Consider the following 19,677-nt stretch of genomic DNA (forward strand, 5'->3'; position numbering starts at 1 on the left):
AGCGGTCGCTCACCGCACCGGAAAGCCCTCGCGAAGGGCCGTACGGGTTCTCTCAAGGGCGAGGAGAAACAGCACATGTCCACCACTGAACAGCGGGTCGCGGTCGTCACCGGCGCCGCGCGCGGCATCGGCGCCGCCACCGCGGTACGGCTGGCCGCCGAGGGCCGCGCCGTCGCCGTGATCGACCTGGACGAGGCCGCCTGCAAGGACACCGTCGAGAAGATCACCGCGGCCGGCGGCAAGGCCGTCGCGGTCGGCGCCGACGTCTCCGACGAGGCGCAGGTCGAGGCCGCCGTCGCCCGGATCGTCGAGGAGCTGGGCGCCCCGACGATCCTGGTCAACAACGCGGGCGTGCTGCGCGACAACCTGCTGTTCAAGATGAGCGTCTCCGACTGGGACACCGTCCTGAACGTGCACCTGCGCGGCTCGTTCCTGATGACCAAGGCCGTGCAGAAGCACATGGTCGACGCCGGCTTCGGGCGTGTCGTCAACCTGTCCTCCTCCTCGGCGCTCGGCAACCGCGGCCAGGCCAACTACTCGGCCGCCAAGGCGGGTCTCCAGGGCTTCACCAAGACCCTCGCCATCGAGCTCGGCAAGTTCGGCATCACCGCCAACGCCGTCGCCCCCGGTTTCATCGCCACCGAGATGACCAAGGCCACCGCCGACCGTGTCGGCATGGGCTTCGAGGACTTCAAGAAGGCCGCCGCGGGCGCCATCCCGGTGCAGCGCGTCGGTGAGCCCGAGGACATCGCCAACGCCATCGCCTTCTTCACCGGCGAGGCGGCCGGATTCGTCTCCGGCCAGGTGCTGTACGTCGCCGGCGGACCGCTCGACTAGGGGACACCGCACATGACTTCCCGAGAACTCCCGCCCCTGTCCGGCAAGGCCGCCCTCGTCACCGGCGCCAGCCGGGGCATCGGCTACGGCGTCGCCGAGGCCCTCGTCGCGCGCGGCGACCGGGTGTGCATCACCGGCCGAAACGAGGACGCGCTCAAGGAGGCCGTCGTCAAGCTCGGCGCCGACCGGGTCATCGGCGTGGCCGGCAAGGCGCACGACCTCGGCCACCAGAGCGAGGCCGTCGAGCGCGCCATGGAGGCCTTCGGCCGCCTCGACCACCTGGTCAACAACGCGGGCACCAACCCGGTGTTCGGGCCCATCGCGGACCTGGACCTGAACGTCGCCCGCAAGGTCTTCGAGACCAACGTGATCTCCGCCCTCGGCTTCGCCCAGAAGACCTGGCACGCCTGGCAGAAGGACAACGGCGGCACGATCGTCAACATCGCCTCGATAGCGGGCCTCGCGCCCTCGCCTTTCATCGGCGCCTACGGCGTCAGCAAGGCCGCGATGATCAACCTGACCCAGCAGCTGGCGCACGAGTTCGCGCCGGGGGTGCGGGTCAACGCGATCGCCCCGGCCGTGGTCAAGACCAAGTTCGCCCAGGCGCTGTACGAGGGCCGCGAGGAGGAGGCCGCCGCCTCCTACCCGCTGGGCCGGCTCGGCGTGCCGTCCGACATCGGCGGCGCCGCGGCTTTCCTCACCTCCGCGCAGTCCGACTGGGTCACCGGTCAGACCCTCGTCGTGGACGGTGGGCTCTTCCTCAACGCCGGGGTGTGAGACCACCTCCCGGGCGCCGGATTCCGGACGGACCGGCGCCCGGGGCACCGCACAGCGGACACCCGTCGGGATGACAACGTCGTCAGTTTCTTTTCGATCAAGTGGCGGTGATACGGGGGAGGTTGGGCGCACTGACGCTGCGGTAAGGTCTGCCGACCTTGGTAGGCGGATCGAGGAGCGTGCGCGTTGTTCAACCGGAACCGATTCCTGGGGAGAGTCGCGGCGATCGCGTCCGTGTCGCTGGTGGCCGGCGGCTGCGGTCTGCTGTCCGACGGGGACTCGGGCGAGGGAGCCCCGATCGTCGTCGGCACCACCAGCGCGCCCAGCACCCTGGACCCGGCCGGTGCCTGGGACGGTTCCTGGGAGCTGTACCGGAACATCTACCAGACGCTGCTCGCCTATCCGAACGGCGCGACGGCCCCCCAGCCCGATGCCGCCCAGAGCTGTTCCTTCGCCGACTCCTCCAGCCGCACCTACCGCTGCACGCTGCGCGCCGGACTGAAGTTCGCCGACGGCGACCCGTTGAACGCCGAGGCGGTCAAGTACTCCGTCGACCGCATCCGCGCCATCAACGCCCCGGCCGGCCCCGCGGGGCTGCTCGGCAGCCTCGACAGCGTGGACACCTCCGGCGACCGCGAGGTCGTCTTCCACCTCGGAAGGTCCGACGCCACCTTCCCGTTCGTACTGGCCACCCCGGCCCTGTCGATCGTGGACCCGAAGGACTACCCGGCCCGCGCCCTGCGCACGGGCTCCGGAGCCGACGGCTCGGGGCCGTACAAGCTCCAGTCGTACCAGGAGGACCGGCAGGCCGTCCTGACCAGCAACGGCAACTACCACGGCTTCGCCCAGCGGCAGAACGACGCGGTGACCATCCGCTACTTCCAGGACTCGGCCGGCATGGTCAAGGCGCTGCGCGACAAGCAGATCGACGTCACCTACCGCGGCCTCGCCGCCGACGACATCCTCGCGCTCCAGCAGCAGGGCAACTCCGACCTCCAGCTCGTGGACGGCGCCGGCACCGACATCAGCTACCTGGTGTTCGACCCCAAGGACCCCTGGGCCGGGCGGCCCGCCGTGCGCAGGGCGATCGCCCAGCTCGTGGACCGGGGCGCGATCGCCCACAAGGTCTACAAGGACACCGTCGACCCGCTGTACTCGATGGTCCCCAAGGGCCTCGTCGGCCACACCACGGCCTTCTTCGACAAGTACGGCGACCCGAGCGCCGGCAAGGCCCGGACGATCCTCCAGGACGCGGGAATCCACCAGAAGGTCCCGCTGACCCTCTGGTACACGACCGACCGCTACGGCTCCGAGACCGCCCTGATGTTCCAGGAGCTGAAGCGGCAGCTGGAGGGCTCCGGCCTGTTCACCGTCACGCTCAGGAGCCGCCCCTGGAAGAGCTACGTGGTCGGCTACCAGAAGGGCGAGTACCCGGTGTTCGGCCGCGGCTGGTCCCCGGACTTCCCCGACGCGGACAACTTCATCGCGCCCTTCACCGGCGAGCACAACGCGCTCGGCACGCCCTACCCGGCCAAGGAGATCACCGACCGGCTGCTGCCGCACTCGCGGGCCCAGAGCGACCGCGCCGGGACGGTCGACGACATGGCGCAGGCCCAGCGGATCATCGCGGGCGACGCCCAGTTGCTCCCGCTGTGGCAGGGCCGGCAGTACGTGGCCGCCAGCGACGACATATCCGGCGGCGAGCAGGCGCTCGACCCCTCGACGATCATGATGATGTGGACGCTGCACCGTAAAACCAGCTGGTGAGCGGCGGGGAGCGGACCTGCGGGGACCTGTTGTCAGTGGTCGCCTGTAGGTTCTGGACCCTGAAGTGACCGCACGCGGTAATTGATCGACATCGTGAGGACGTTGACGTGACCGACATCGCCATGCTGCCCGAGTCCTGGCGCGGGGTTCTGGGCGACGAACTGGAGCAGCCCTACTTCAAGGAGCTGGTCGAGTTCGTCGAGGAGGAGCGGGCGAAGGGCCCCGTCTACCCGCCGCGCGAGGAGGTCTTCGCCGCGCTGGACGCCACGCCCTACGACAAGGTGAAGGTCCTCGTCCTCGGCCAGGACCCGTACCACGGCGAGGGCCAGGGGCACGGGCTGTGCTTCTCGGTCCGCCCCGGTGTGAAGACCCCGCCCTCGCTGCGCAACATCTACAAGGAGATGCAGGCCGAACTGGACCTGCCGGTCCCGGACAACGGCTATCTGATGCCATGGGCCCAGCAGGGCGTGCTGCTGCTCAACGCGGTCCTGACCGTGCGTGCGGGCGAGGCCAACTCGCACAAGGGCAAGGGCTGGGAGAAGTTCACCGACGCCGTGATCCGCGCGGTGGACTCCCGTTCCGACCCGGCCGTGTTCGTGCTGTGGGGCAACTACGCGCAGAAGAAGCTCCCGCTGATCGACGAGGAGCGGCACGTGGTGGTCAAGGGCGCGCACCCCTCCCCGCTGTCCGCGAAGAAGTTCTTCGGCTCCCGCCCCTTCACCCAGATCAACGAGGCGATCGCCCGCCAGGGCCACGAGCCGATCGACTGGCGCATCCCCGACCTGGGCTGACGGTGGCGTCGGCGCCGCCTGACCGGGAAACCGGGCGGCGCCGGTTAGCGTCGGTGCACGACAGCGGACGATCGCCGGAGGACGCGGTGGCGGAGCGACGGGAACAGACGGCCCTGGACGAGGTGCTGACGCGGATCGGCCAGGTCGTGATGCTGCACCACGCCGGCGACCGCGAGGAGGCCCGCAGCCGCTTCCTCGACCTGTGGACCGAGATCGGCGAGGACGGGGACCCGCTGCACCGCTGCACCCTGGCGCACTATCTCGCCGACACCCAGGACGACCCCGCCGACGAACTCGCCTGGGACCTGCGGGCATTGGCGGCGGCCCGGGAACTCCCGGAGGGCGGCCCCCGGGGCGTGCCGGGCTTCTTCCCCTCCCTCCACGTCAACCTGGCCGCGGACTACATCAAACTGGCCCGCCCCGAGGCCGCCCGCACCCACCTCACCGACGCCCGCACCGCCGCGCAGTCCCTCGCGGACGACGGTTACGGGAAAGGGGTCCGGGCGGCGATCGGGCGGCTGGAGTCGCGGTTGGAGGAGAGGGGGCCGGGGGGCGGGGGGCCTTGGGGACCGCCCAGGCAGCGGCCCAGCTGAGGGGAGTGCTGCCGGGCGGGGGCACCGGTGGACGGTCCGCCCGGCGGGGGCTTCGCCGATTTGTTCAGCGGTGTCCGTACGCCTGCTCGCAGATCTTGGATTCCGGGCTGTTGCCGCGCCAGCCGCCGTACTCGCGGCCCAGGTCGCAGACGTCCGCGGGCACGCGCTGGGAGGTGCGCGGCGGGGCCTGGGCGGGGCGGTCGGCCCGGGGCGGCCGGGCGCGCGGGGGAGCGGGCGGGTGCGTGGGCGGTGGGGCGGCCGGATTTCCGGGTGGGGCGGGCTTGGGGGCGGGGGCCGGGTCCCCGGACGGGCCGACCATCTCCAGCGCCTCCCGGGCCGGTGCCTGCACCACCCGTGGTGACGCGCTGCCGTCCGTGCGGGGCACCGGCTGCCGCGGGGGCGCGGCACTCGGCGGCGGTCCCGGGGCCGCCGTGTGCCGTACCGTCACACAGCCGGTGAGGGCCGAGACGGCGACGGTGACCAGAAGCGCTGCGGTGGTCGTCGTTCGATGCACCCGGGCAACGATGCTGGTTCCGGACCCGGTTGGCATCAAGGAGTCGAGCCGGATGCCTCCGCCCGGGTGAACTCCCGCACCGAACGGAGGGTTCCGGCCCCTCGTGGCTGACGGCTCAGGCGCCGGTGCTGCCGTCGATCCGCTCCCGGATCAGATCCGCGTGCCCGTTGTGCCGGGCGTACTCCTCGATCATGTGGGTGTAGATCCAGCGGAGCGTGAAATGCTCCTTGCCGGCCCGGTCGGTGCGCCGGGACAGCTCGTCGAGCGAGCGGCCCGCGGTGTCCCGCCGTGCCCTCTCGACCTCGGCCTGGTGGGTGGCGGAAGCCTCCTTCCAGGTGTCCGCCGGAGCGACGTGGAAGTCGCCGTCCGCGTCGTCCTCGGTGCAGTAGAGGACGCCGAGGTCCTCGTCCAGCAGTACCTCGTGGAACCAGAACCGCTCCACCTCGGCCATGTGCCGCACCAGCCCCAGGAGAGTCAGTTCCGAGGGCGGCACCGAGGCGGTGCGCAGCTGCTCGTCGGTCAGTCCCTCGCACTTCGCGATCAGGGTCCGGCGGTGGAAGTCCAGCCAGCCCTCCAGCATCTCGCGTTCGCCGGCGTTCAGGGCGGGTTCGTCGCGCTCACTCGTCATGCCCCCATCCTCACCGGCCGGGTACGCACGTTTCCAGGGGATTTCCGCGGGCCCGGCCTCCCCGGGAGCGGCTCCCGCCCGCCGGCCCGTGTCCGCCCCGGTCCGGCCCCTCGTCCGTACGTCCCGCGCGGCGGCGCCGGCATCGCCGAGCGGTGGCCCCCGTATGCTGCCGGGGAGGCAGAGGTGGGCGAGCCGCAGGGGAGAGACACGTGAAGGTCGGCTGCATCGGACTCGGGGACATCGCGCGGAAGGCGTATCTGCCGGTGCTGGGTGCGCTGCCCGGGGTCGACCTGCATCTGCACACCCGCACCCCCGCCACCCTGGCCCGGGTCGCCGACGGCCTGCACCTGCCCGCCGGGCAGCGGCACGAGAGCCTCGACTCGCTGCTCGCCGCCGGGCTCGACGCGGCCTTCGTGCACGCGCCGACCGCCGCCCACCCCGAGATCGTCAGCCGGCTGCTCACGGCGGGCGTCCCGACGTACGTCGACAAGCCGCTCGCCTTCCGGCTCACGGACTCCGAGCGGCTGGTGGAGCTGGCCGAGGAGCGCGGCGTCTCCCTCTTCGTCGGCTTCAACCGGCGCTACGCCCCCGGGTACGCGCAGTGCCTGGAGCACCCGCGCGAGCTGATCCTGCTCCAGAAGAACCGGGTCGGGCTGCCCGAGGAGCCCCGCTCGATGATCCTGGACGACTTCGTGCACGTCGTCGACACCCTGCGCTTCCTGGTGCCGGGCCCGGTCGACGACGTCACGGTCCGCGGCCGCGTCCGCGACGGACTGCTGCACCACGTGGTGCTCCAGCTCGCCGGTGACGGCTTCACCGCGCTCGGTGTGATGAACCGGCTCAGCGGCTCCACGGAGGAGATCCTGGAGGTGTCCGGGCAGGACACCAAGCGCCAGGTGCTCAACCTCGCCGAGGTGATCGACCACAAGGGCCAGCCGACCCTGCGCCGACGCGGCGACTGGGTGCCGGTGGCCCGGCAGCGCGGCATCGAACAGGCGGTCCACACCTTCGTCGACGCGGTGCGCGCCGGGCGGCCGCTCAGTGCCCGGGACGCGCTGGCGACCCATGAGCTGTGCGAGCGGGTGGTACGAGCGGTTCAGGACCTCCCCGGCGCGTTCTGAGCGCCCGCACGCCCTCGCCGGCGCACAGCGCGGCCAGCACCAGCAGCGCGGTGTGCACCGGCCAGTCGCCGTAGCGGACGTAAAGCGTGGTGCCGTGCGCGAGCGGCACGTCGTACACCCGGGCGGTGTCGGCACCGGTCCCCAGCCAGGGGCCGAGCCGCTGTCCGCCGGGCCCGTACACGGCGGAGACTCCGGTGAGCGTCGCGTGCACCATCGGGCGTCCGGTCTCGGCGGCACGCAGCGCGGCCAGCGAGGCGTGCTGCTCCGGCGCCCAGCTGTGCTGGAAGGTGGAGGTGGAGGACTGGCCGAGGAGCACGTCCGCGCCGTCCTCGGCGAGATGCCGGCTCATGTCGGGGAACGCGGTCTCGAAGCAGATCAGCGGGCCGATCCGCAGCCCGTGCCCCACGTTCATCACGACCTGCTCGGTGCCGCGCCTGCGGTCCTCGCCGGCCGCCTTGCCCACCGAGGTGGCCCAGCCGAGCACGGAACGGGCAGGTATGTACTCACCGAAGGGGACGAGGCGCATCTTGTCGTAGCGGTCGCCGGTCGGGCCGTTCGGGCCGATCAGTACCGAACTCTTGTAGATGCCGGGCCGGTCGGAGCGGCGGGCGTCCACGTTCACCAGGACGTCGGCGCCGGTGGCGCGGGACAGCGCGGCGATCCGCCGGGACAGGTCGGGCCGGCCGGCGAGGTCGTAACCGACGCTGGACTCGCCCCACACCACCAGGTCGACGTCCTGCCCGACCAGCCGGCGGGTCAGCCGCTCCTCCCGGTCGAAACGCAGCTCCGCGCTGTCCCGTCCGGCCACCACGCCCGGCTGCACGACGGCGATCCGCGTCCTGCCGTCGATCTGCGGCCGGGGTGCCCACGCCCATGCGGCGGTGGTCGCGGCGGCGGTGGCGACCACCGTGGCCACCGCCGGCATCCGCGCCCCGCGCACCGCGATCAGCACGGCCGCCGCCACGTTCACCGCCACCACCAGGAAGCTCAGCAGCCACACCCCGCCGACCGAGGCCAGCCGCAGTGCCGGTGCCACCTGCCACTGGCCGGCGCCCAGGATGCCCCAGGGTCCGCCGAGCCCCTGCCAGGAGCGGACCAGCTCCACCAGCAGCCAGCCCGAGGGCAGTACGAGGAGGGCGACGGCGCACCGGCCGGGGGAGGGGGTGCCGCCCAGGTACCGGCGCACCAGCCAGCCCCAGGGCATCCAGAGCAGCCCGAGCAGCGCGCCGATCAGGAAGATGAACACATGCAGGCTCGGCAGCAGCCAGTGGTGCACCGCCACCAGATATCCGAAGCCGCCGCACCAGCCGTCGTACGCCGCCCGCCGCCCGGTCGGCGCCGAGCGGACCAGCAGCAGCCACGGGACCAGGGCGACGTACGCGAACCACCACAACGAGGGCGCCGGGAACGTGAGCACCGGCAGGGCACCCGCGAGGGCGGCGACGGCGGAGCGCCGCCAGGGGGAGGTCAGCCGGCGCTCGAACATCCTCATACGGAGCCTCCCTACCCCAGGGCTCCAGTGTGCGCGCCGCGAGCGATCTACGACAGGGGTCTTCCGGCCCCGCCGATCACCGGCCGGGGCGTCGCCGCCCAGCCGACGGCCACCCGTGCCAGCGGTCACCGTCGCCCGCGTGCCCCGGCCCGGACCTCACCGTCCCGCCGACGTTCTGCGCCACTTCTCCGTGACCACGACCTGGCCGATCCGCCAGCCGTCGGGTGTGCGCAGCAGCCCGAAGTCGTACCGTCCGCCGCTCTCCAGGTCCGGTGCGGCGGAGCCGTTCCCGTCGGTGAGGCGCATCGGGTTGAAGTAGTCGGCCCGCACCCGCGCGGTGTCCCCGGTGTCATGCTCCAGGACCCCGAACCGCACCCGCCGGTTGACGATCAGGTGCTGCCGTACGGCGAACCGGGCCAGGTTCTCGGCGAGCCACCCGGCGACCTGCCCGGCCTCGCCCTCGATCCCGCCGGACGAGCGGTAGTCGGCTCTCCCTCCGGACGTGAACAGGCCCGGGTACGCCGTCCAGTCACCGTCGTCCACCGTCACCGCGTACGCGGTGACCAGTTCGTCCACGGCCAGCCGGTCCAGAACGGTCGCGAGTTCCGCACGCTGCGTCATCGGCTCAGTCTTGGCCACGGCGGGGGCGGAGCCAAGAGGTGTACGGGGAAATTCGGCGGTTCGGGGGAGCGGGAGAACCGGTGGCGGGGACCTGGTGACGGTCGTGTCGGGTCGCGGCGGGCGGTGATCCGCCGCCGGACACGCGGGGCGGACACCCGACAATGATCTGGACGGGAGTGCCGGGTCGTGTCGGGCGGGAGGCCGGGTTGAGTGTCATGGGTGTGTGGGTCGTCGGCGCGTTGCCCGACCAGACGGTACGGGACCTGCAGCGGGCGGCGGTTCCGGAACCACCGCCCGCACCGCTGACCCCGCACCACCCCGCGTCCGCCGAGCTGGCCTGGTGGCGGAGCAGGGCCCGGCACCCGATGTTCACCGCCTCCAGGACCTGGCCCGGTGGCTGGGACGCCGGCGACGACGCCTTCCGGCTGAGCGCGTTCCTCGACACCTGCTACGACGCGTCCGAAGCGGCGGAGTCTCTGCGGGACACGGTGATGGACCAGTTCCCGCAGGAGTTCGGCGAGAGCCTGTTCGCGGCCGTGGCCCGCAAGGCGGGCCCGTTCTCCGCCCTGGCCTACGCGCTCGGCCCCGAGGCGACGCTGCGGTTCCCGGGCCGGTTCGGGGAGTTCCTGTTCGACGCCGGCCAGGTCCGCGCGCGGCTGCCCGCGGCCGAGGAGGTCCTCGCCCTCACCGGAGCCCGGCGGCGCGACGCGGCCGACCGCGTCCACGCCTGGCTGACCGGCCTGGGCGACGCCCCCGGCCACGACGCCGGCGAACTCCTCGACGGCCCGCTCCGCGTCCTGCGGTACGCCGCCCGCACCGGCCGGGGCGCGGCCGGCCTGGTCCGCTGGTACTGACGTGACGGGAAAACCGGTGGCACGGCCGGGCCCGGTCGCCCAACCTGTCAACCGTGAACGATCAATCCCTCGCCGCCGAACCGAAGTTCCGCGTCCGCGCCCGCTACACGGACACCACGATCACCGTCTACCAGGCGTACCGCCCCGCCATCGGCCTGGCCGCCGCCCGGACCGGCCGATTTCCGGCGGAGTGGAAGCGGGACCGGATGACCTGGATCAAGCCGTCGTTCCTCTGGATGATGTACCGCTGCGGCTGGGGCACCAAGGAGGGGCAGGAGACCGTGCTCGCGGTCGAGATCGACCGGGCGGGCTTCGAGTGGGCGTTGCGGCATGCCTGCCTGTCGCACTACGTGTCCGGGGTGCACACGGACCGGGCTTCCTGGAAGCGGGAGTTGGGGCGGGCGCCGGCGCGGGTGCAGTGGGATCCGGAGCGGGATCTCCATCACAACGCGCTGCCGTACCGCTCGTTGCAACTCGGGCTCGCCGGAGAGGCTTCGCGGCGGTACGCCGATGAGTGGGTCGTCGGCATCGAGGACGTGACGCCGCTCGCCAGGGAGGTGCACGCGTCGGTGCGGGCCGGGCAGCGGGAGCGGGCCGGGGCGTTGCTGCCCGAGGAGCGGGCGTATCCGGTGGGGGAAGACGTGCTCGCCCACCTGAGAGGGTAGTGCTCGGGTCAGGCCGCCTCGATGATCTCCTCGCGGATCGCCTTGGCCCACTCCACGACCAGCAGCTCGTACTCCGTGCGTTCCTGGGCCGAGAGGTAGCCGCCCGTGCGCAGCCACAGCGCCCGGATCTGCTCGTTCACCTCGGCGGCAGACCGTGCGGAACCAGGGGGCGGGAAATGGGGGGACATGCGGAACAGCCTAGGGGCACGGGCTGACACTGCGCTACCGCACCGCTACGCAGAACGTATGTGGTTGGTCACCGGCACCCCGGTCGCGCCCCGTGGTCGGCCCAGTTCAGGTGGCATATGCCTGGCTGTGTTGACGCCGGCCGGTGTCCGGGAGATGGCCGAAACGGGGGTTCGGGACACCCTGTGGGACCGCTGGCGGGGCGGTCGACTTCCCTGTTCGGCGGGGAAGTTCAGGAGGTCGCCGCAGGTCCCCTCACGGTCCAGCCCGGCGTCTGCGGGTGGGCCGTCAGGTCGTCGTGATGGACGGGGGAGCCGCAGGCGCGGCAGGTGACCACCGGGACCAGTTCGTGGCCGCAGCTGTGCTCCATGGCCATCGGCAGGTCGGTGTTGTGGCGCAGGTGGCGGTCGCCCCACTCCTTGAGCGCCATCAGCACCGGCTCCAGCTCCAGGCCCGCCGCGGTCGGCCGGTAGTCGAAGCGCTGGGGGTGCTCGCTGTAGGCGCGCTTGGTCAGGACGCCGGCCTCCACGAGCCGGCGCAGCCTGGCGGCCAGGATGTCGCGCGGCGCGCCGATGTTGCGCACCAGCTGGTCGAAGCGGCCGTTGCCCAGGCACACCTCCCGCAGGACGAGCAGGGAGTACTTCTCTCCCACCACCGCGAGGGTGTCGGCGATGGAGCAGGGGCGCGGGTCCTTCGGTGCGGCCATGCGGCTCAGCTTAGTTGAGAGTTTGGTTTTCCAACCTTTCGGGACGGTGCGGGTTCGTCGGTGCATGGAGGTGGGTTTGATTTTCCAACTCACAGGGTTATGGTGAGTCCGGATTTCCTACTCACTGGTAATCACGCTCGTGAACGAACCCGCTCCGCCGCAGGAGGCCGCACCATGCGAGACGCAGTGATCGTCGAGGCCGTACGCACCCCGATCGGCAAGGGCAAGCCCACCGGCGCCCTCGCGCAGGTCCACCCCGTCCAGCTGCTCGCCCACACGCTGAAGTCCCTGGTCGAGCGCTCCGGCATCGACCCGGCGCTGATCGACGACGTGATCGGCGGCACCGTCGACCAGGTCGGCGAGCAGGCCATGAACACCACCCGGTACGCCGTGCTCGCCGCCGGACTGCCCGACACGGTCCCGGCCACCACGGTGGACCGCCAGTGCGGCTCCTCCCAGCAGGCCGTGCACTTCGCCGCCCAGGGCGTGATCGCCGGAGCCTACGACATGGTCGTCGCCTGCGGTGTGGAGTCGATGAGCCGCGTGCCGATGTGGTCCAACGTGCCCGCCGGCAAGGACCCCTTCGGGCCCGGCGTCGCCGCCCGCTACCCCGAGGGCCTGCTGCCGCAGGGCATCAGCGCCGAACTGATCTCCGCCAAGTGGTCGCTGACCCGCGCGGAGATGGACGCCTTCGCGGTCTCCTCGCACCGCAAGGCCGCCGCGGCCTGGGAGGCCGGGCTGTTCGACGCCGAGACCGCGCCCCTGGAGGGCGTCACCCGCGACGAGTGCGTACGGCCCGACAGCACCCCGGAGATCCTCGCCGGCCTCAGGCCCGCCTACCGCGACCCGAACTTCGCCGAGCGCTTCCCGCAGATCGAGTGGAACATCACCGCGGGCAACACCAGCCCGCTCAACGACGGCGCCTCCGCCGTCCTGATCACCTCCGGCGAGACCGCCGCCCGGCTCGGTCTGCGCCCGCTCGCCCGGCTGCACAGCTTCGCGGTCACCGGCTCCGACCCGCTGCTGATGCTCACCGGGGTCGTCCCGGCCACCGAGAAGGTGCTCGCCCGAGCCGGCCTCTCCCTCGGCGACATCGACCTGTTCGAGGTCAACGAGGCGTTCGCCAGCGTCGTGCTCGCCTGGCGGCAGGAGACCGGCGCCGACCTGGACAAGGTCAACGTGAAGGGCGGTGCCATCGCCCTCGGCCACCCGCTCGGAGCCAGCGGTACCCGGCTGACCACCACCCTGGTGCACGCGATGCGCGAACGGGGCGCCCGCTACGGCCTGCAGACGATGTGCGAGGCGGGCGGCCTCGCCAACGCGATGATTCTGGAGAGCGTCTGAGCCGAGGCCGGCGCACCCCCGGTCGCCGGGCCCCGGTCACCGCCCGCGCAACCGGTGCCGCTGCCGCCACGCCACCACCGTGCCCGCCAGCGCCGGTACGGCGATGCCGGCCATCGCGAACAGGAACGCGGGCGACGTCGGCGCCGAGGCACGGGCGCCCGCGATCGCGTAGGCGGCGGTGTTCGGGACCGACCCGAGCGCCGTCGCCAGCAGGAACGGCAGCCAGCTCATCCGGGAGACCGCGGCGCAGTAGTTCGCCGCCCAGAACGGCACTCCCGGGAAGAGCCGCGCGGCCAGCATGGAACGGAACCCGTGCCGGCTCAGCTGCCCGTCCGCCGCCCGCAGCCAGCGGCCGCGCAGCAACGGGCGCAGCGCGTCCTGCCCGAGCAGCCGCCCGAGCCCGAAGGCCAGACCCGCTCCGAGCACCGTGCCGGCGAGCGCGGTCCCGAGGCCCAGCCCGGAGCCGAACAGCGCGCCCGCCGCCAGATTCAGCAGGGGCCGGGGCACGAACGCCACCGTGCACAGCCCGTACCCCGCGCCGAACGCCAGCGCCGCCACGAGCCCGCCCGCCCGCGGCGGCCAGCCCTGGGTCAGCAGGCGCTGCGGATCGAACAGCAGCACCAGCGCCCCCGCGGCCGCCAGCAGCGCCAGCAGCAGCGACAGCCGCGCCCACGGCGACAGCAGCGCGCGGGTGCAGCGGGTGGTGAACCCCGCGCGGGGCACGGGCGGCGCGGGGACGGTGGTGGCATCGAGCACGTGACCCCCTGGGAGACATCGACGGCCGAGGCCGATGATAGAGGGCGTCCCGAACGGCCCCGGATCTGTGTGGACCGGACCGGTGTGGACCGGACCGGCGTGAACCGGTGCGGCTGACCGGGTGCTGGACGGGGACACGTGGCCCGGCAGCGGACGCTCACGGAGCGTGACTGCTACGTATGCTGCGCATGAAGCGAAAACAATGCTCGTCGCCGTTCGGCGGACCCGTACGGGCCCCCAGGCTCGCCGCCGCGGCACTGGCCCTCGCCTGCGGCGTGGGCGGCTCACTGGCACCGGCCACCGGAGCCTTCGCGCGGCCGCAGCCGCGCCAGGGCGGATCCCCCCTGCTCGACGAGACGTTCACCCAGGCGACGGCGCCCGACTTCACCGGGGTCGGATCGGCCTGTCTCACCGGCGCGCCCCAGGTCGGCGCCCCGCCGGGACCGGGCGACCACCCGCTCGGCGGCTGCACGGAGGGCGTCGGCCCGGTGCCGCCCAACAACGCGGCCCCGCACGGATACCTGCGGCTGACGGACTCCTCGACCGATCAGTCGGGCGCCGTCCTCTACAACCACGCGCTGCCCGCGGGCGAGGGACTCGACGTCACCTTCGACCAGTGGCAGTACGGCACCACCACGGGCAACATCGCCCCGGCCGACGGCATCTCGTTCTTCCTGGTCAACGGCGACACGCAGCTGACCCACCCCGGCGCCTTCGGCGGCAGCCTCGGCTACGCGCAGAAGCTGCCTGACGACGACCCGAGCGCCGAGTTCCAGCCCGGCGTGGACCGCGGCTACCTGGGCGTCGGGCTCGACGTCCTCGGGAACTACTTCGGTGACTGGGAGCACCGCGGCAACGGCTGCCCGCCCGACCAGCGCTCGCCCGCAGGCACGAGCTTCCGCGTGCCCGCCCCCGGGGCCAACATGGTCACGCTGCGCGGTCCCGGCGACGGCATCGACGGCTACTGCTTCCGCACCGCCACGACGAGCAACTTCTCGACCACCGGGCCGTGGCCGTCGACCCTTCCCGGACAGCTCCAGGGGCCGACCACCGAGGTGTCGAGCGACCCCGTCCAGGCCGAGCAGGATCTCGAGCCCTCGCGCCGCCGGGTGCACGTGGTGATCACCCCGGCACCCGACCCGCAGGTCACCGTGTCCGTCGACTTCAACGACGGCAACGGCTTCCAGCAGGTGCTCAGGACGGCCGCGCCGACCCCCGTGCCGCCGACCTACAAGTTCGGATTCGCTGGTTCCACCGGCCTGTTCACGGACACGCACCTCATTCGCAACGTGGTCGTCCGCAGCGAGCGGCCGCTGCCGCGGCTGAACCTCGTGAAGCAGGTCAGGCAGCCACTGCCCGGCGATCTGACGGTCGGCTCGCAGGTTCCGTACGACTTCGTGGTCACCAACTCGGGCGGTACGACCATCGGCGACCTGGCCGTCGACGACCCGAAGACCGGCCCGGTCTCCTGCCCCGTGACCAGCCTCGCGCCCGGTGAGACGGTCACCTGTACGGCCACGTACACGGTCACGGCCGCCGACGCCGCGCACGGCTCGATCGACAACACGGCCACCGCGACCGGCACTTCCGACGGGGAGACGGTCACCTCGCCGCCGTCCTCGCAGAGCGTGCCGATCGAGCGGGTGCCGGGCATCGAGGTCGAGAAGCAGGTGGAGACGCCCGGCCCGTACTCGGTCGGGCAGACGGTCACCTACCGCTACACCGTCCGCAACACCGGCGGTGCGGAGCTGACCGACATCGCGGTGCACGACGACCACGTGCGGGACATCACCTGCGAGTCCACGACGCTCGCCCCCGCGGAGGAGACCGGTGACAGCACCACCTGCACCGGCACCTACACCGTCACCGCGGCCGACGGCACGGCCGGTTCCGTCACCAACACCGCCACGGCGACCGGTACCGCGAACGGGGAGACCGTCACCTCGCCGGAGACGTACCAGACCATCCCCGTCGGGCAGCCCCACCTCACGCTGCGCAAGCAGGTCGTCTCCGGCGGCCCGTTCCAGGTCGGGTCCACGGTGCGGTACGCGTACACCGTGACCAACACCGGCGCCACCCAGCTGCACGACGTGCATGTCGCGGACGACCGGGTCGCCACGGTGACCTGCGACGACACCACGCTGGCGCCGGGTGCGGGCACCACCTGCCACGGTTCGTACCAGATCACCCAGGCCGACATCGACGTCTGCCTGGAGGGCGGCACCCGCGGCGGCGGCGACGGCACCGTCGAGTGCCGGATCACCAACATCGCCCAGGCCGGCGCCACGGACCCGCAGGGCAGGGAGATCGTCAGCGAGCCCGCCTCGGCCACGGTCACCGTCCGGGCCGAGCCCGAGTGCCCGCCGAAGCCGGAGTACGGCAAGCCGGACGACAGGGGCGGCTGCGACAGGCGGGGCCGCCGCGGCGGCGCCTGACGCACCCCGCGCACGCACGACCGGCGCCGCCCCGTCCAGGGGCGGCGCCGGTCGTGTGCGCACGGGTCACCGCACCCGCGCGGCGCCGGTGCACCGGCGGAAAACCATTCGACGCCCGACCTCCCGTCGGCGATGATCGACGTCATGTTCCGGTACGCCTTCCACCTCGCAGCATCCGCGGTCGCGGATGCGCCGAAGGCTGCCGTTCCCACGCTCGCGGCCGCTGTCGACGGCGCCCGAAGCTGACCCTCCCCGGATCGTCCGGCGGACCCCGCAGGGGGAGGGTCGGCCATCCGGCGGGGTCCCCACTTCCGTACGACAGCGAAGGCTTCGAGGTACAGCCATGTCCAAAACGGCCTACGTGCGCACCAAGCCGCACCTGAACATCGGCACCATGGGTCATGTCGACCACGGCAAGACCACCCTGACCGCCGCCATCACCAAGGTCCTCGCGGAGCGCGGCGCCGGCACCTTCGTGCCCTTCGACCGCATCGACCGCGCCCCCGAGGAGGCCGCGCGCGGCATCACCATCAACATCGCCCACGTCGAGTACGAGACCGACACCCGCCACTACGCCCATGTGGACATGCCCGGTCACGCCGACTACGTGAAGAACATGGTCACCGGCGCCGCCCAGCTCGACGGGGCGATCCTCGTCGTCTCCGCGCTCGACGGGATCATGCCGCAGACCGCGGAGCACGTCCTGCTCGCCCGGCAGGTCGGCGTCGACCACATCGTCGTCGCCCTCAACAAGGCGGACGGCGCGGCCGACGAGGAGCTGATCGACCTGGTCGAGCTGGAGGTCCGCGACCTGCTCACCGCGCAGGGCTACGCGGGCGACGCGGTGCCCGTCGTGCGCGTCTCGGGGCTGCGGGCGCTCGCGGGCGACCCGCGCTGGACGGCGTCCGTCGAGGCGCTGCTCGACGCGGTGGACACCTATGTGCCGACGCCCGAGCGTTATCTCGACGCGCCGTTCCTGATGCCGGTCGAGAACGTGCTCACCATCACCGGGCGGGGCACGGTCGTCACCGGTGCCGTGGAGCGCGGCACGCTCGTGCCCGGGGACCGGGTCGCGGTGCTCGGCGCGGACGGTGTCGAGACCGTCGTCACCGGCCTGGAGACCTTCGGCAAGCCGATGCGGCAGGCGCAGGCCGGGGACAACGTGGCCGTGCTGCTGCGGGGCGTGCCCCGGGACGCGGTGCGGCGCGGCCACGTGGTGGCGGCGCCGGGCAGCGTGGTGCCGGCGCGCCGGTTCAGGGCCCGGGTCTACGTGCTGTCGGGGCGCGAGGGCGGCCGTACGACACCGATCGCGACGGGCTACCGGCCGCAGTTCTACATCCGTACCGCGGACGTGGTCGGGGACGTCGACCTCGGCGCGGTGGCCGTGGCCCGGCCCGGGGAGACGGTGGAGATGACCGTCGAGCTGGGGCGCGAGGTGCCGCTGGAGCCGGGGCTCGGCTTCGCCGTCCGCGAGGGCGGGCGGACGGTCGGCGCGGGCACGGTGGTGTCCGTCGGTTCGTAGCGCTCCTCCGGGGCGCGCCACAATGAACACGTGACCGAGCAGATACCCGTACTCCGCACCACCGACCACGGCGTCGCCAAGCTCATGCCCGATGTGGACCGGGAACGGGCCTGGCTGCTTACGGTCGACGGGGCGCCGCAGTCGTACGTCGACCTGGACGAGCCGACGCACCTGGAGTTCGAGTACGCGCGCCGGCTCGGGCACGTACTGGACACCGTGGCCCCCGAGGGCCGGGCGCTGGACGTGCTGCACCTGGGCGGGGGAGCGCTGACCCTGCCCCGGTACGTCGCGGCGACCCGGCCCGGTTCGCGGCAGGAGGTCGTGGAGGCCGACCGGGGGCTGCTGGACCTGGTCGCCGAATATCTGCCGCTGCCGAAGGGCGCGGGGGTCACGGTGCACGCCGCGGACGCCCGCGCCTGGCTGCGGACCGCGCCGGACGACGCGGCGGACGTGCTGATCGCGGACGTGTTCGGCGGCTCCCGGGTCCCGGCCCATCTCACCACCCTCGGCTACGCCCGGGAGGCCGAGCGGGTGCTGCGGCCCGGCGGGACCTATCTCGCCAACCTCGCGGACGCGGCGCCGTTCGCCTTCCTGCGCTCCCAACTGGCCACGTTCGCGACGGTCTTCGAGGAGCTGGCGCTGGTCGCCGAGCCGGGGGTGCTGCGTGGGCGGCGGTTCGGCAACGCGGTGCTCATCGCCTCGCACCGGCGGCCGGACGTCGCCGTGCTGGCCCGCCGGGTGGCGGCGGACGCCTTCCCCGCCCGGGTCGAGCACGGCGCCGCCATGCGGGAGTTCATCGGCGACGCGCGAGCGGTCGAGGACGCCGACGCGGTGCCGTCGCCGGTTCCGCCGGGCGGGTCGTTCGGCGTCGGCTGAACGCCGGGCGCGCGGGCAGGTCCGCGCCGCGCACCCGGCCTCCCGCGTCAGTCCGAGGTGGGAGTGCCGTGCAGCCGGACCGAGCCGAGGATCTTCATGATCGTGGCCTGCGGGACCTCGCCCTGCACGCCCTTGGCGCCGTAGAAGTTGAACGACACGTAGTCGTGCGCCGAGTTCTGGAAGCCGAAGGTGAGGGCCTTGCCGTCGCTCGCGCACTTGCCCTTCTGCGGGGTGCCGCTCGACCTCGCCCAGGCGTAACTGCCCTTGATGCCGGACGTGGTGGTGAAGGGGGTCGCCTTCTTGTCGAAGGTGACGCTCTTCTTGTCCGGCTGGGTGTAGCCGCCGTAGACCCACCAGGCCGGCGTGTTGACGGCGATCTGGTCGGTGTTCTTCGCGCCGCTGGCACCCTTGCTGCCGACGACCGCGAGCGGGGTGTCGTCGGTGCGGCCGTCCTTGTTGTCGTCGGACGTGCACCACTTGGGCTGGTCCTCGGCCGTGCCCGACATCACGATCAGCGGCTTGCCGTCGGTGGACTTCTGGTCCTCGAAGCCCACCTCCATGTCGGGCGCCTGGGCCTGCCAGTCCGAGGGCACGTCGTAGGCTATGCCCCACTTGGGGTTCACCACGACCTTCCAGCCCGGCACGGTCGGCTTCTCGCTCTCCGCGGCCCGCGGATTGTCGGTCGAGGCGGGGCTGGACGACGCCCCGGTCGGCGACTGGCTGGTGTGCGTGTTCTTGCCGTCCGCCTTGTCGTCCTTGGAACCGCCGAGGACCAGGGCACCGGTCACACACGCGGCGACGACCACGGCCGCGGCCGCGACGATCGCGATCAGCTTCGTGCGGTTGCCGCCGCCGTTGCCGCCGCCGCCCTGCGGGGACTGCTGGATCGGCACCGTGGGCTGCTGCTGCCCCCACTGCGGCTGCTGCTGCCCGTACGGGCCGGGGGCCTGCGGGTACTGGCCCGGCCCCGGCTGCTGGCCGGCGCCGGGGTGCTGGCCCCCCTGCGGGTACTGCTGGTACCCGGGCTGCTGGTACGGATTCGGCTGCTGGTAACCCGGCTGCTGGTACGGGTTCTGCTGCGGGTTCTGCGCGCCCCCGGGCGGCTGCTGATCTGGCCACATGGCCGACAACACTAGTGCGACGGCGGCACGGTTCGGTCACGGGACCTCGTCAGGGCTGTGGCGAAGCGGTG

General features: G+C 72.5%; 20 protein-coding genes. 12 read left to right on the plus strand and 8 right to left on the minus strand.

Translation table 11 applies throughout. From position 1 onward, the window contains the following. The first annotated feature begins 75 nt into the window (after positions 1-75). The 5 genes from fabG (at position 76) to VT52_RS05790 (ending at position 4,765) form a co-directional block, all read left to right on the plus strand. Positions 76-837: a 3-oxoacyl-ACP reductase FabG gene (gene fabG, locus VT52_RS05770; RefSeq protein WP_046421494.1), complete on the plus strand. Its 762-nt coding sequence runs from the start codon at positions 76-78 to the stop codon at positions 835-837. A 12-nt stretch (positions 838-849) separates the two neighbouring features. Further along, the gene (locus VT52_RS05775; RefSeq protein WP_046421493.1) at positions 850-1,614 is read left to right on the plus strand and encodes an SDR family oxidoreductase; all 765 of its coding nucleotides are present in this window, start codon (positions 850-852) and stop codon (positions 1,612-1,614) included. 186 nt (positions 1,615-1,800) lie between these two features. Further along, entirely contained in the window at positions 1,801-3,381 is a 1,581-nt protein-coding gene (locus VT52_RS05780; RefSeq protein WP_046421492.1) for an ABC transporter substrate-binding protein, read from the plus strand. Between the two features lie 107 nt (positions 3,382-3,488). After that, positions 3,489-4,172, plus strand: coding sequence for a uracil-DNA glycosylase (gene ung / locus VT52_RS05785; protein ID WP_046421490.1), 684 nt, complete (start codon positions 3,489-3,491; stop codon positions 4,170-4,172). Between the two features lie 86 nt (positions 4,173-4,258). Continuing rightward, a complete protein-coding gene (locus VT52_RS05790) occupies positions 4,259-4,765 on the plus strand; it encodes a hypothetical protein (protein WP_046421544.1) in 507 nt (168 codons plus the stop codon). Between the two features lie 64 nt (positions 4,766-4,829). Here VT52_RS05790 and VT52_RS05795 read toward each other — a convergent pair whose 3' ends face one another. Together VT52_RS05795 and VT52_RS05800 are read right to left on the minus strand one after the other, a co-directional pair. Beyond that, positions 4,830-5,279, minus strand: a complete 450-nt coding sequence (locus tag VT52_RS05795; protein WP_071387413.1) for a hypothetical protein — start codon at positions 5,277-5,279, stop codon at positions 4,830-4,832. Positions 5,280-5,394: 115 nt separating this feature from the next. Then, positions 5,395-5,907, minus strand: coding sequence for a DinB family protein (locus tag VT52_RS05800; protein ID WP_046419864.1), 513 nt, complete (start codon positions 5,905-5,907; stop codon positions 5,395-5,397). Positions 5,908-6,116: 209 nt separating this feature from the next. Here VT52_RS05800 and VT52_RS05805 point away from each other — a divergent pair, with 209 nt between their 5' ends. Next, the gene (locus tag VT52_RS05805; RefSeq protein WP_046419867.1) at positions 6,117-7,028 is read left to right on the plus strand and encodes a Gfo/Idh/MocA family protein; all 912 of its coding nucleotides are present in this window, start codon (positions 6,117-6,119) and stop codon (positions 7,026-7,028) included. Here the strand turns inward: VT52_RS05805 and lnt are convergent. Beyond that, the gene (gene lnt, locus VT52_RS05810; protein WP_046419869.1) at positions 6,946-8,520 is read right to left on the minus strand and encodes an apolipoprotein N-acyltransferase; all 1,575 of its coding nucleotides are present in this window, start codon (positions 8,518-8,520) and stop codon (positions 6,946-6,948) included. The genes VT52_RS05805 and lnt overlap by 83 nt on opposite strands. Before the next feature lie 156 nt (positions 8,521-8,676). After that, positions 8,677-9,141 carry a nuclear transport factor 2 family protein gene (locus VT52_RS05815; RefSeq protein ID WP_046419872.1) on the minus strand — a complete coding sequence of 155 codons (465 nt, stop codon included), beginning with the start codon at positions 9,139-9,141 and terminating at the stop codon, positions 8,677-8,679. 206 nt (positions 9,142-9,347) lie between these two features. Here VT52_RS05815 and VT52_RS05820 point away from each other — a divergent pair, with 206 nt between their 5' ends. After that, on the plus strand, positions 9,348-9,995 hold the full coding sequence (locus VT52_RS05820; RefSeq protein WP_167377655.1) for a hypothetical protein: 648 nt from the start codon (positions 9,348-9,350) through the stop codon (positions 9,993-9,995). Between the two features lie 53 nt (positions 9,996-10,048). Next, entirely contained in the window at positions 10,049-10,660 is a 612-nt protein-coding gene (locus VT52_RS05825; RefSeq protein ID WP_420856260.1) for a DUF4291 domain-containing protein, read from the plus strand. Between the two features lie 8 nt (positions 10,661-10,668). Here the strand turns inward: VT52_RS05825 and VT52_RS05830 are convergent, their stop codons facing one another. Together VT52_RS05830 and VT52_RS05835 are read right to left on the minus strand one after the other, a co-directional pair. Then, positions 10,669-10,848, minus strand: coding sequence for a hypothetical protein (locus VT52_RS05830; protein ID WP_046419877.1), 180 nt, complete (start codon positions 10,846-10,848; stop codon positions 10,669-10,671). Between the two features lie 230 nt (positions 10,849-11,078). Further along, positions 11,079-11,552: a winged helix-turn-helix transcriptional regulator gene (locus VT52_RS05835; protein ID WP_046419878.1), complete on the minus strand. Its 474-nt coding sequence runs from the start codon at positions 11,550-11,552 to the stop codon at positions 11,079-11,081. A 174-nt stretch (positions 11,553-11,726) separates the two neighbouring features. Between VT52_RS05835 and VT52_RS05840 the strand changes: the two genes are divergently transcribed. Then, positions 11,727-12,896 (plus strand): thiolase family protein, encoded by a 1,170-nt coding sequence (locus VT52_RS05840; protein ID WP_046419880.1) that lies wholly within the window; start codon positions 11,727-11,729, stop codon positions 12,894-12,896. Positions 12,897-12,932: 36 nt separating this feature from the next. Here VT52_RS05840 and VT52_RS05845 read toward each other — a convergent pair whose 3' ends face one another. Next, complete coding sequence (locus VT52_RS05845) at positions 12,933-13,652, minus strand: TVP38/TMEM64 family protein (protein WP_240509649.1); 720 nt, start codon at positions 13,650-13,652, stop codon at positions 12,933-12,935. Between the two features lie 188 nt (positions 13,653-13,840). Between VT52_RS05845 and VT52_RS05850 the strand changes: the two genes are divergently transcribed. From VT52_RS05850 to VT52_RS05860, 3 genes are all read left to right on the plus strand, one after another. After that, positions 13,841-16,087, plus strand: a complete 2,247-nt coding sequence (locus VT52_RS05850) for a DUF7507 domain-containing protein (protein ID WP_167377656.1) — start codon at positions 13,841-13,843, stop codon at positions 16,085-16,087. Positions 16,088-16,430: 343 nt separating this feature from the next. Then, positions 16,431-17,609 carry an elongation factor Tu gene (tuf, locus tag VT52_RS05855; RefSeq protein ID WP_046419885.1) on the plus strand — a complete coding sequence of 393 codons (1,179 nt, stop codon included), beginning with the start codon at positions 16,431-16,433 and terminating at the stop codon, positions 17,607-17,609. Between the two features lie 30 nt (positions 17,610-17,639). Beyond that, positions 17,640-18,485: a spermidine synthase gene (locus VT52_RS05860; RefSeq protein ID WP_046419887.1), complete on the plus strand. Its 846-nt coding sequence runs from the start codon at positions 17,640-17,642 to the stop codon at positions 18,483-18,485. 47 nt (positions 18,486-18,532) lie between these two features. On the opposite strand, the gene VT52_RS05865 is transcribed toward VT52_RS05860, so the two are convergent. Further along, complete coding sequence (locus VT52_RS05865) at positions 18,533-19,606, minus strand: DUF8017 domain-containing protein (RefSeq protein ID WP_046419889.1); 1,074 nt, start codon at positions 19,604-19,606, stop codon at positions 18,533-18,535. Between the last annotated feature and the right edge of the window lie 71 nt (positions 19,607-19,677).

It is taken from the genome of Streptomyces malaysiense, from assembly GCF_000980885.2.
Lineage (GTDB): Bacteria > Actinomycetota > Actinomycetes > Streptomycetales > Streptomycetaceae > Streptomyces > Streptomyces malaysiense.

What these genes read in the sequence shown, in the direction of transcription:
- fabG (WP_046421494.1), top strand. Translation starts at nt 76, where the DNA reads ATGTCCACCACTGAACAGCGGGTCGCGGTCGTCACCGGCGCCGCGCGC.
- VT52_RS05775 (WP_046421493.1), top strand. Translation starts at nt 850, where the DNA reads ATGACTTCCCGAGAACTCCCGCCCCTGTCCGGCAAGGCCGCCCTCGTC.
- VT52_RS05800 (WP_046419864.1), bottom strand. Translation starts at nt 5,907, where the DNA reads ATGACGAGTGAGCGCGACGAACCCGCCCTGAACGCCGGCGAACGCGAG.
- lnt (WP_046419869.1), bottom strand. Translation starts at nt 8,520, where the DNA reads ATGAGGATGTTCGAGCGCCGGCTGACCTCCCCCTGGCGGCGCTCCGCC.
- VT52_RS05815 (WP_046419872.1), bottom strand. Translation starts at nt 9,141, where the DNA reads ATGACGCAGCGTGCGGAACTCGCGACCGTTCTGGACCGGCTGGCCGTG.
- VT52_RS05830 (WP_046419877.1), bottom strand. Translation starts at nt 10,848, where the DNA reads ATGTCCCCCCATTTCCCGCCCCCTGGTTCCGCACGGTCTGCCGCCGAG.
- VT52_RS05835 (WP_046419878.1), bottom strand. Translation starts at nt 11,552, where the DNA reads ATGGCCGCACCGAAGGACCCGCGCCCCTGCTCCATCGCCGACACCCTC.
- VT52_RS05840 (WP_046419880.1), top strand. Translation starts at nt 11,727, where the DNA reads ATGCGAGACGCAGTGATCGTCGAGGCCGTACGCACCCCGATCGGCAAG.
- VT52_RS05850 (WP_167377656.1), top strand. Translation starts at nt 13,841, where the DNA reads ATGAAGCGAAAACAATGCTCGTCGCCGTTCGGCGGACCCGTACGGGCC.
- tuf (WP_046419885.1), top strand. Translation starts at nt 16,431, where the DNA reads ATGTCCAAAACGGCCTACGTGCGCACCAAGCCGCACCTGAACATCGGC.
- VT52_RS05865 (WP_046419889.1), bottom strand. Translation starts at nt 19,606, where the DNA reads ATGTGGCCAGATCAGCAGCCGCCCGGGGGCGCGCAGAACCCGCAGCAG.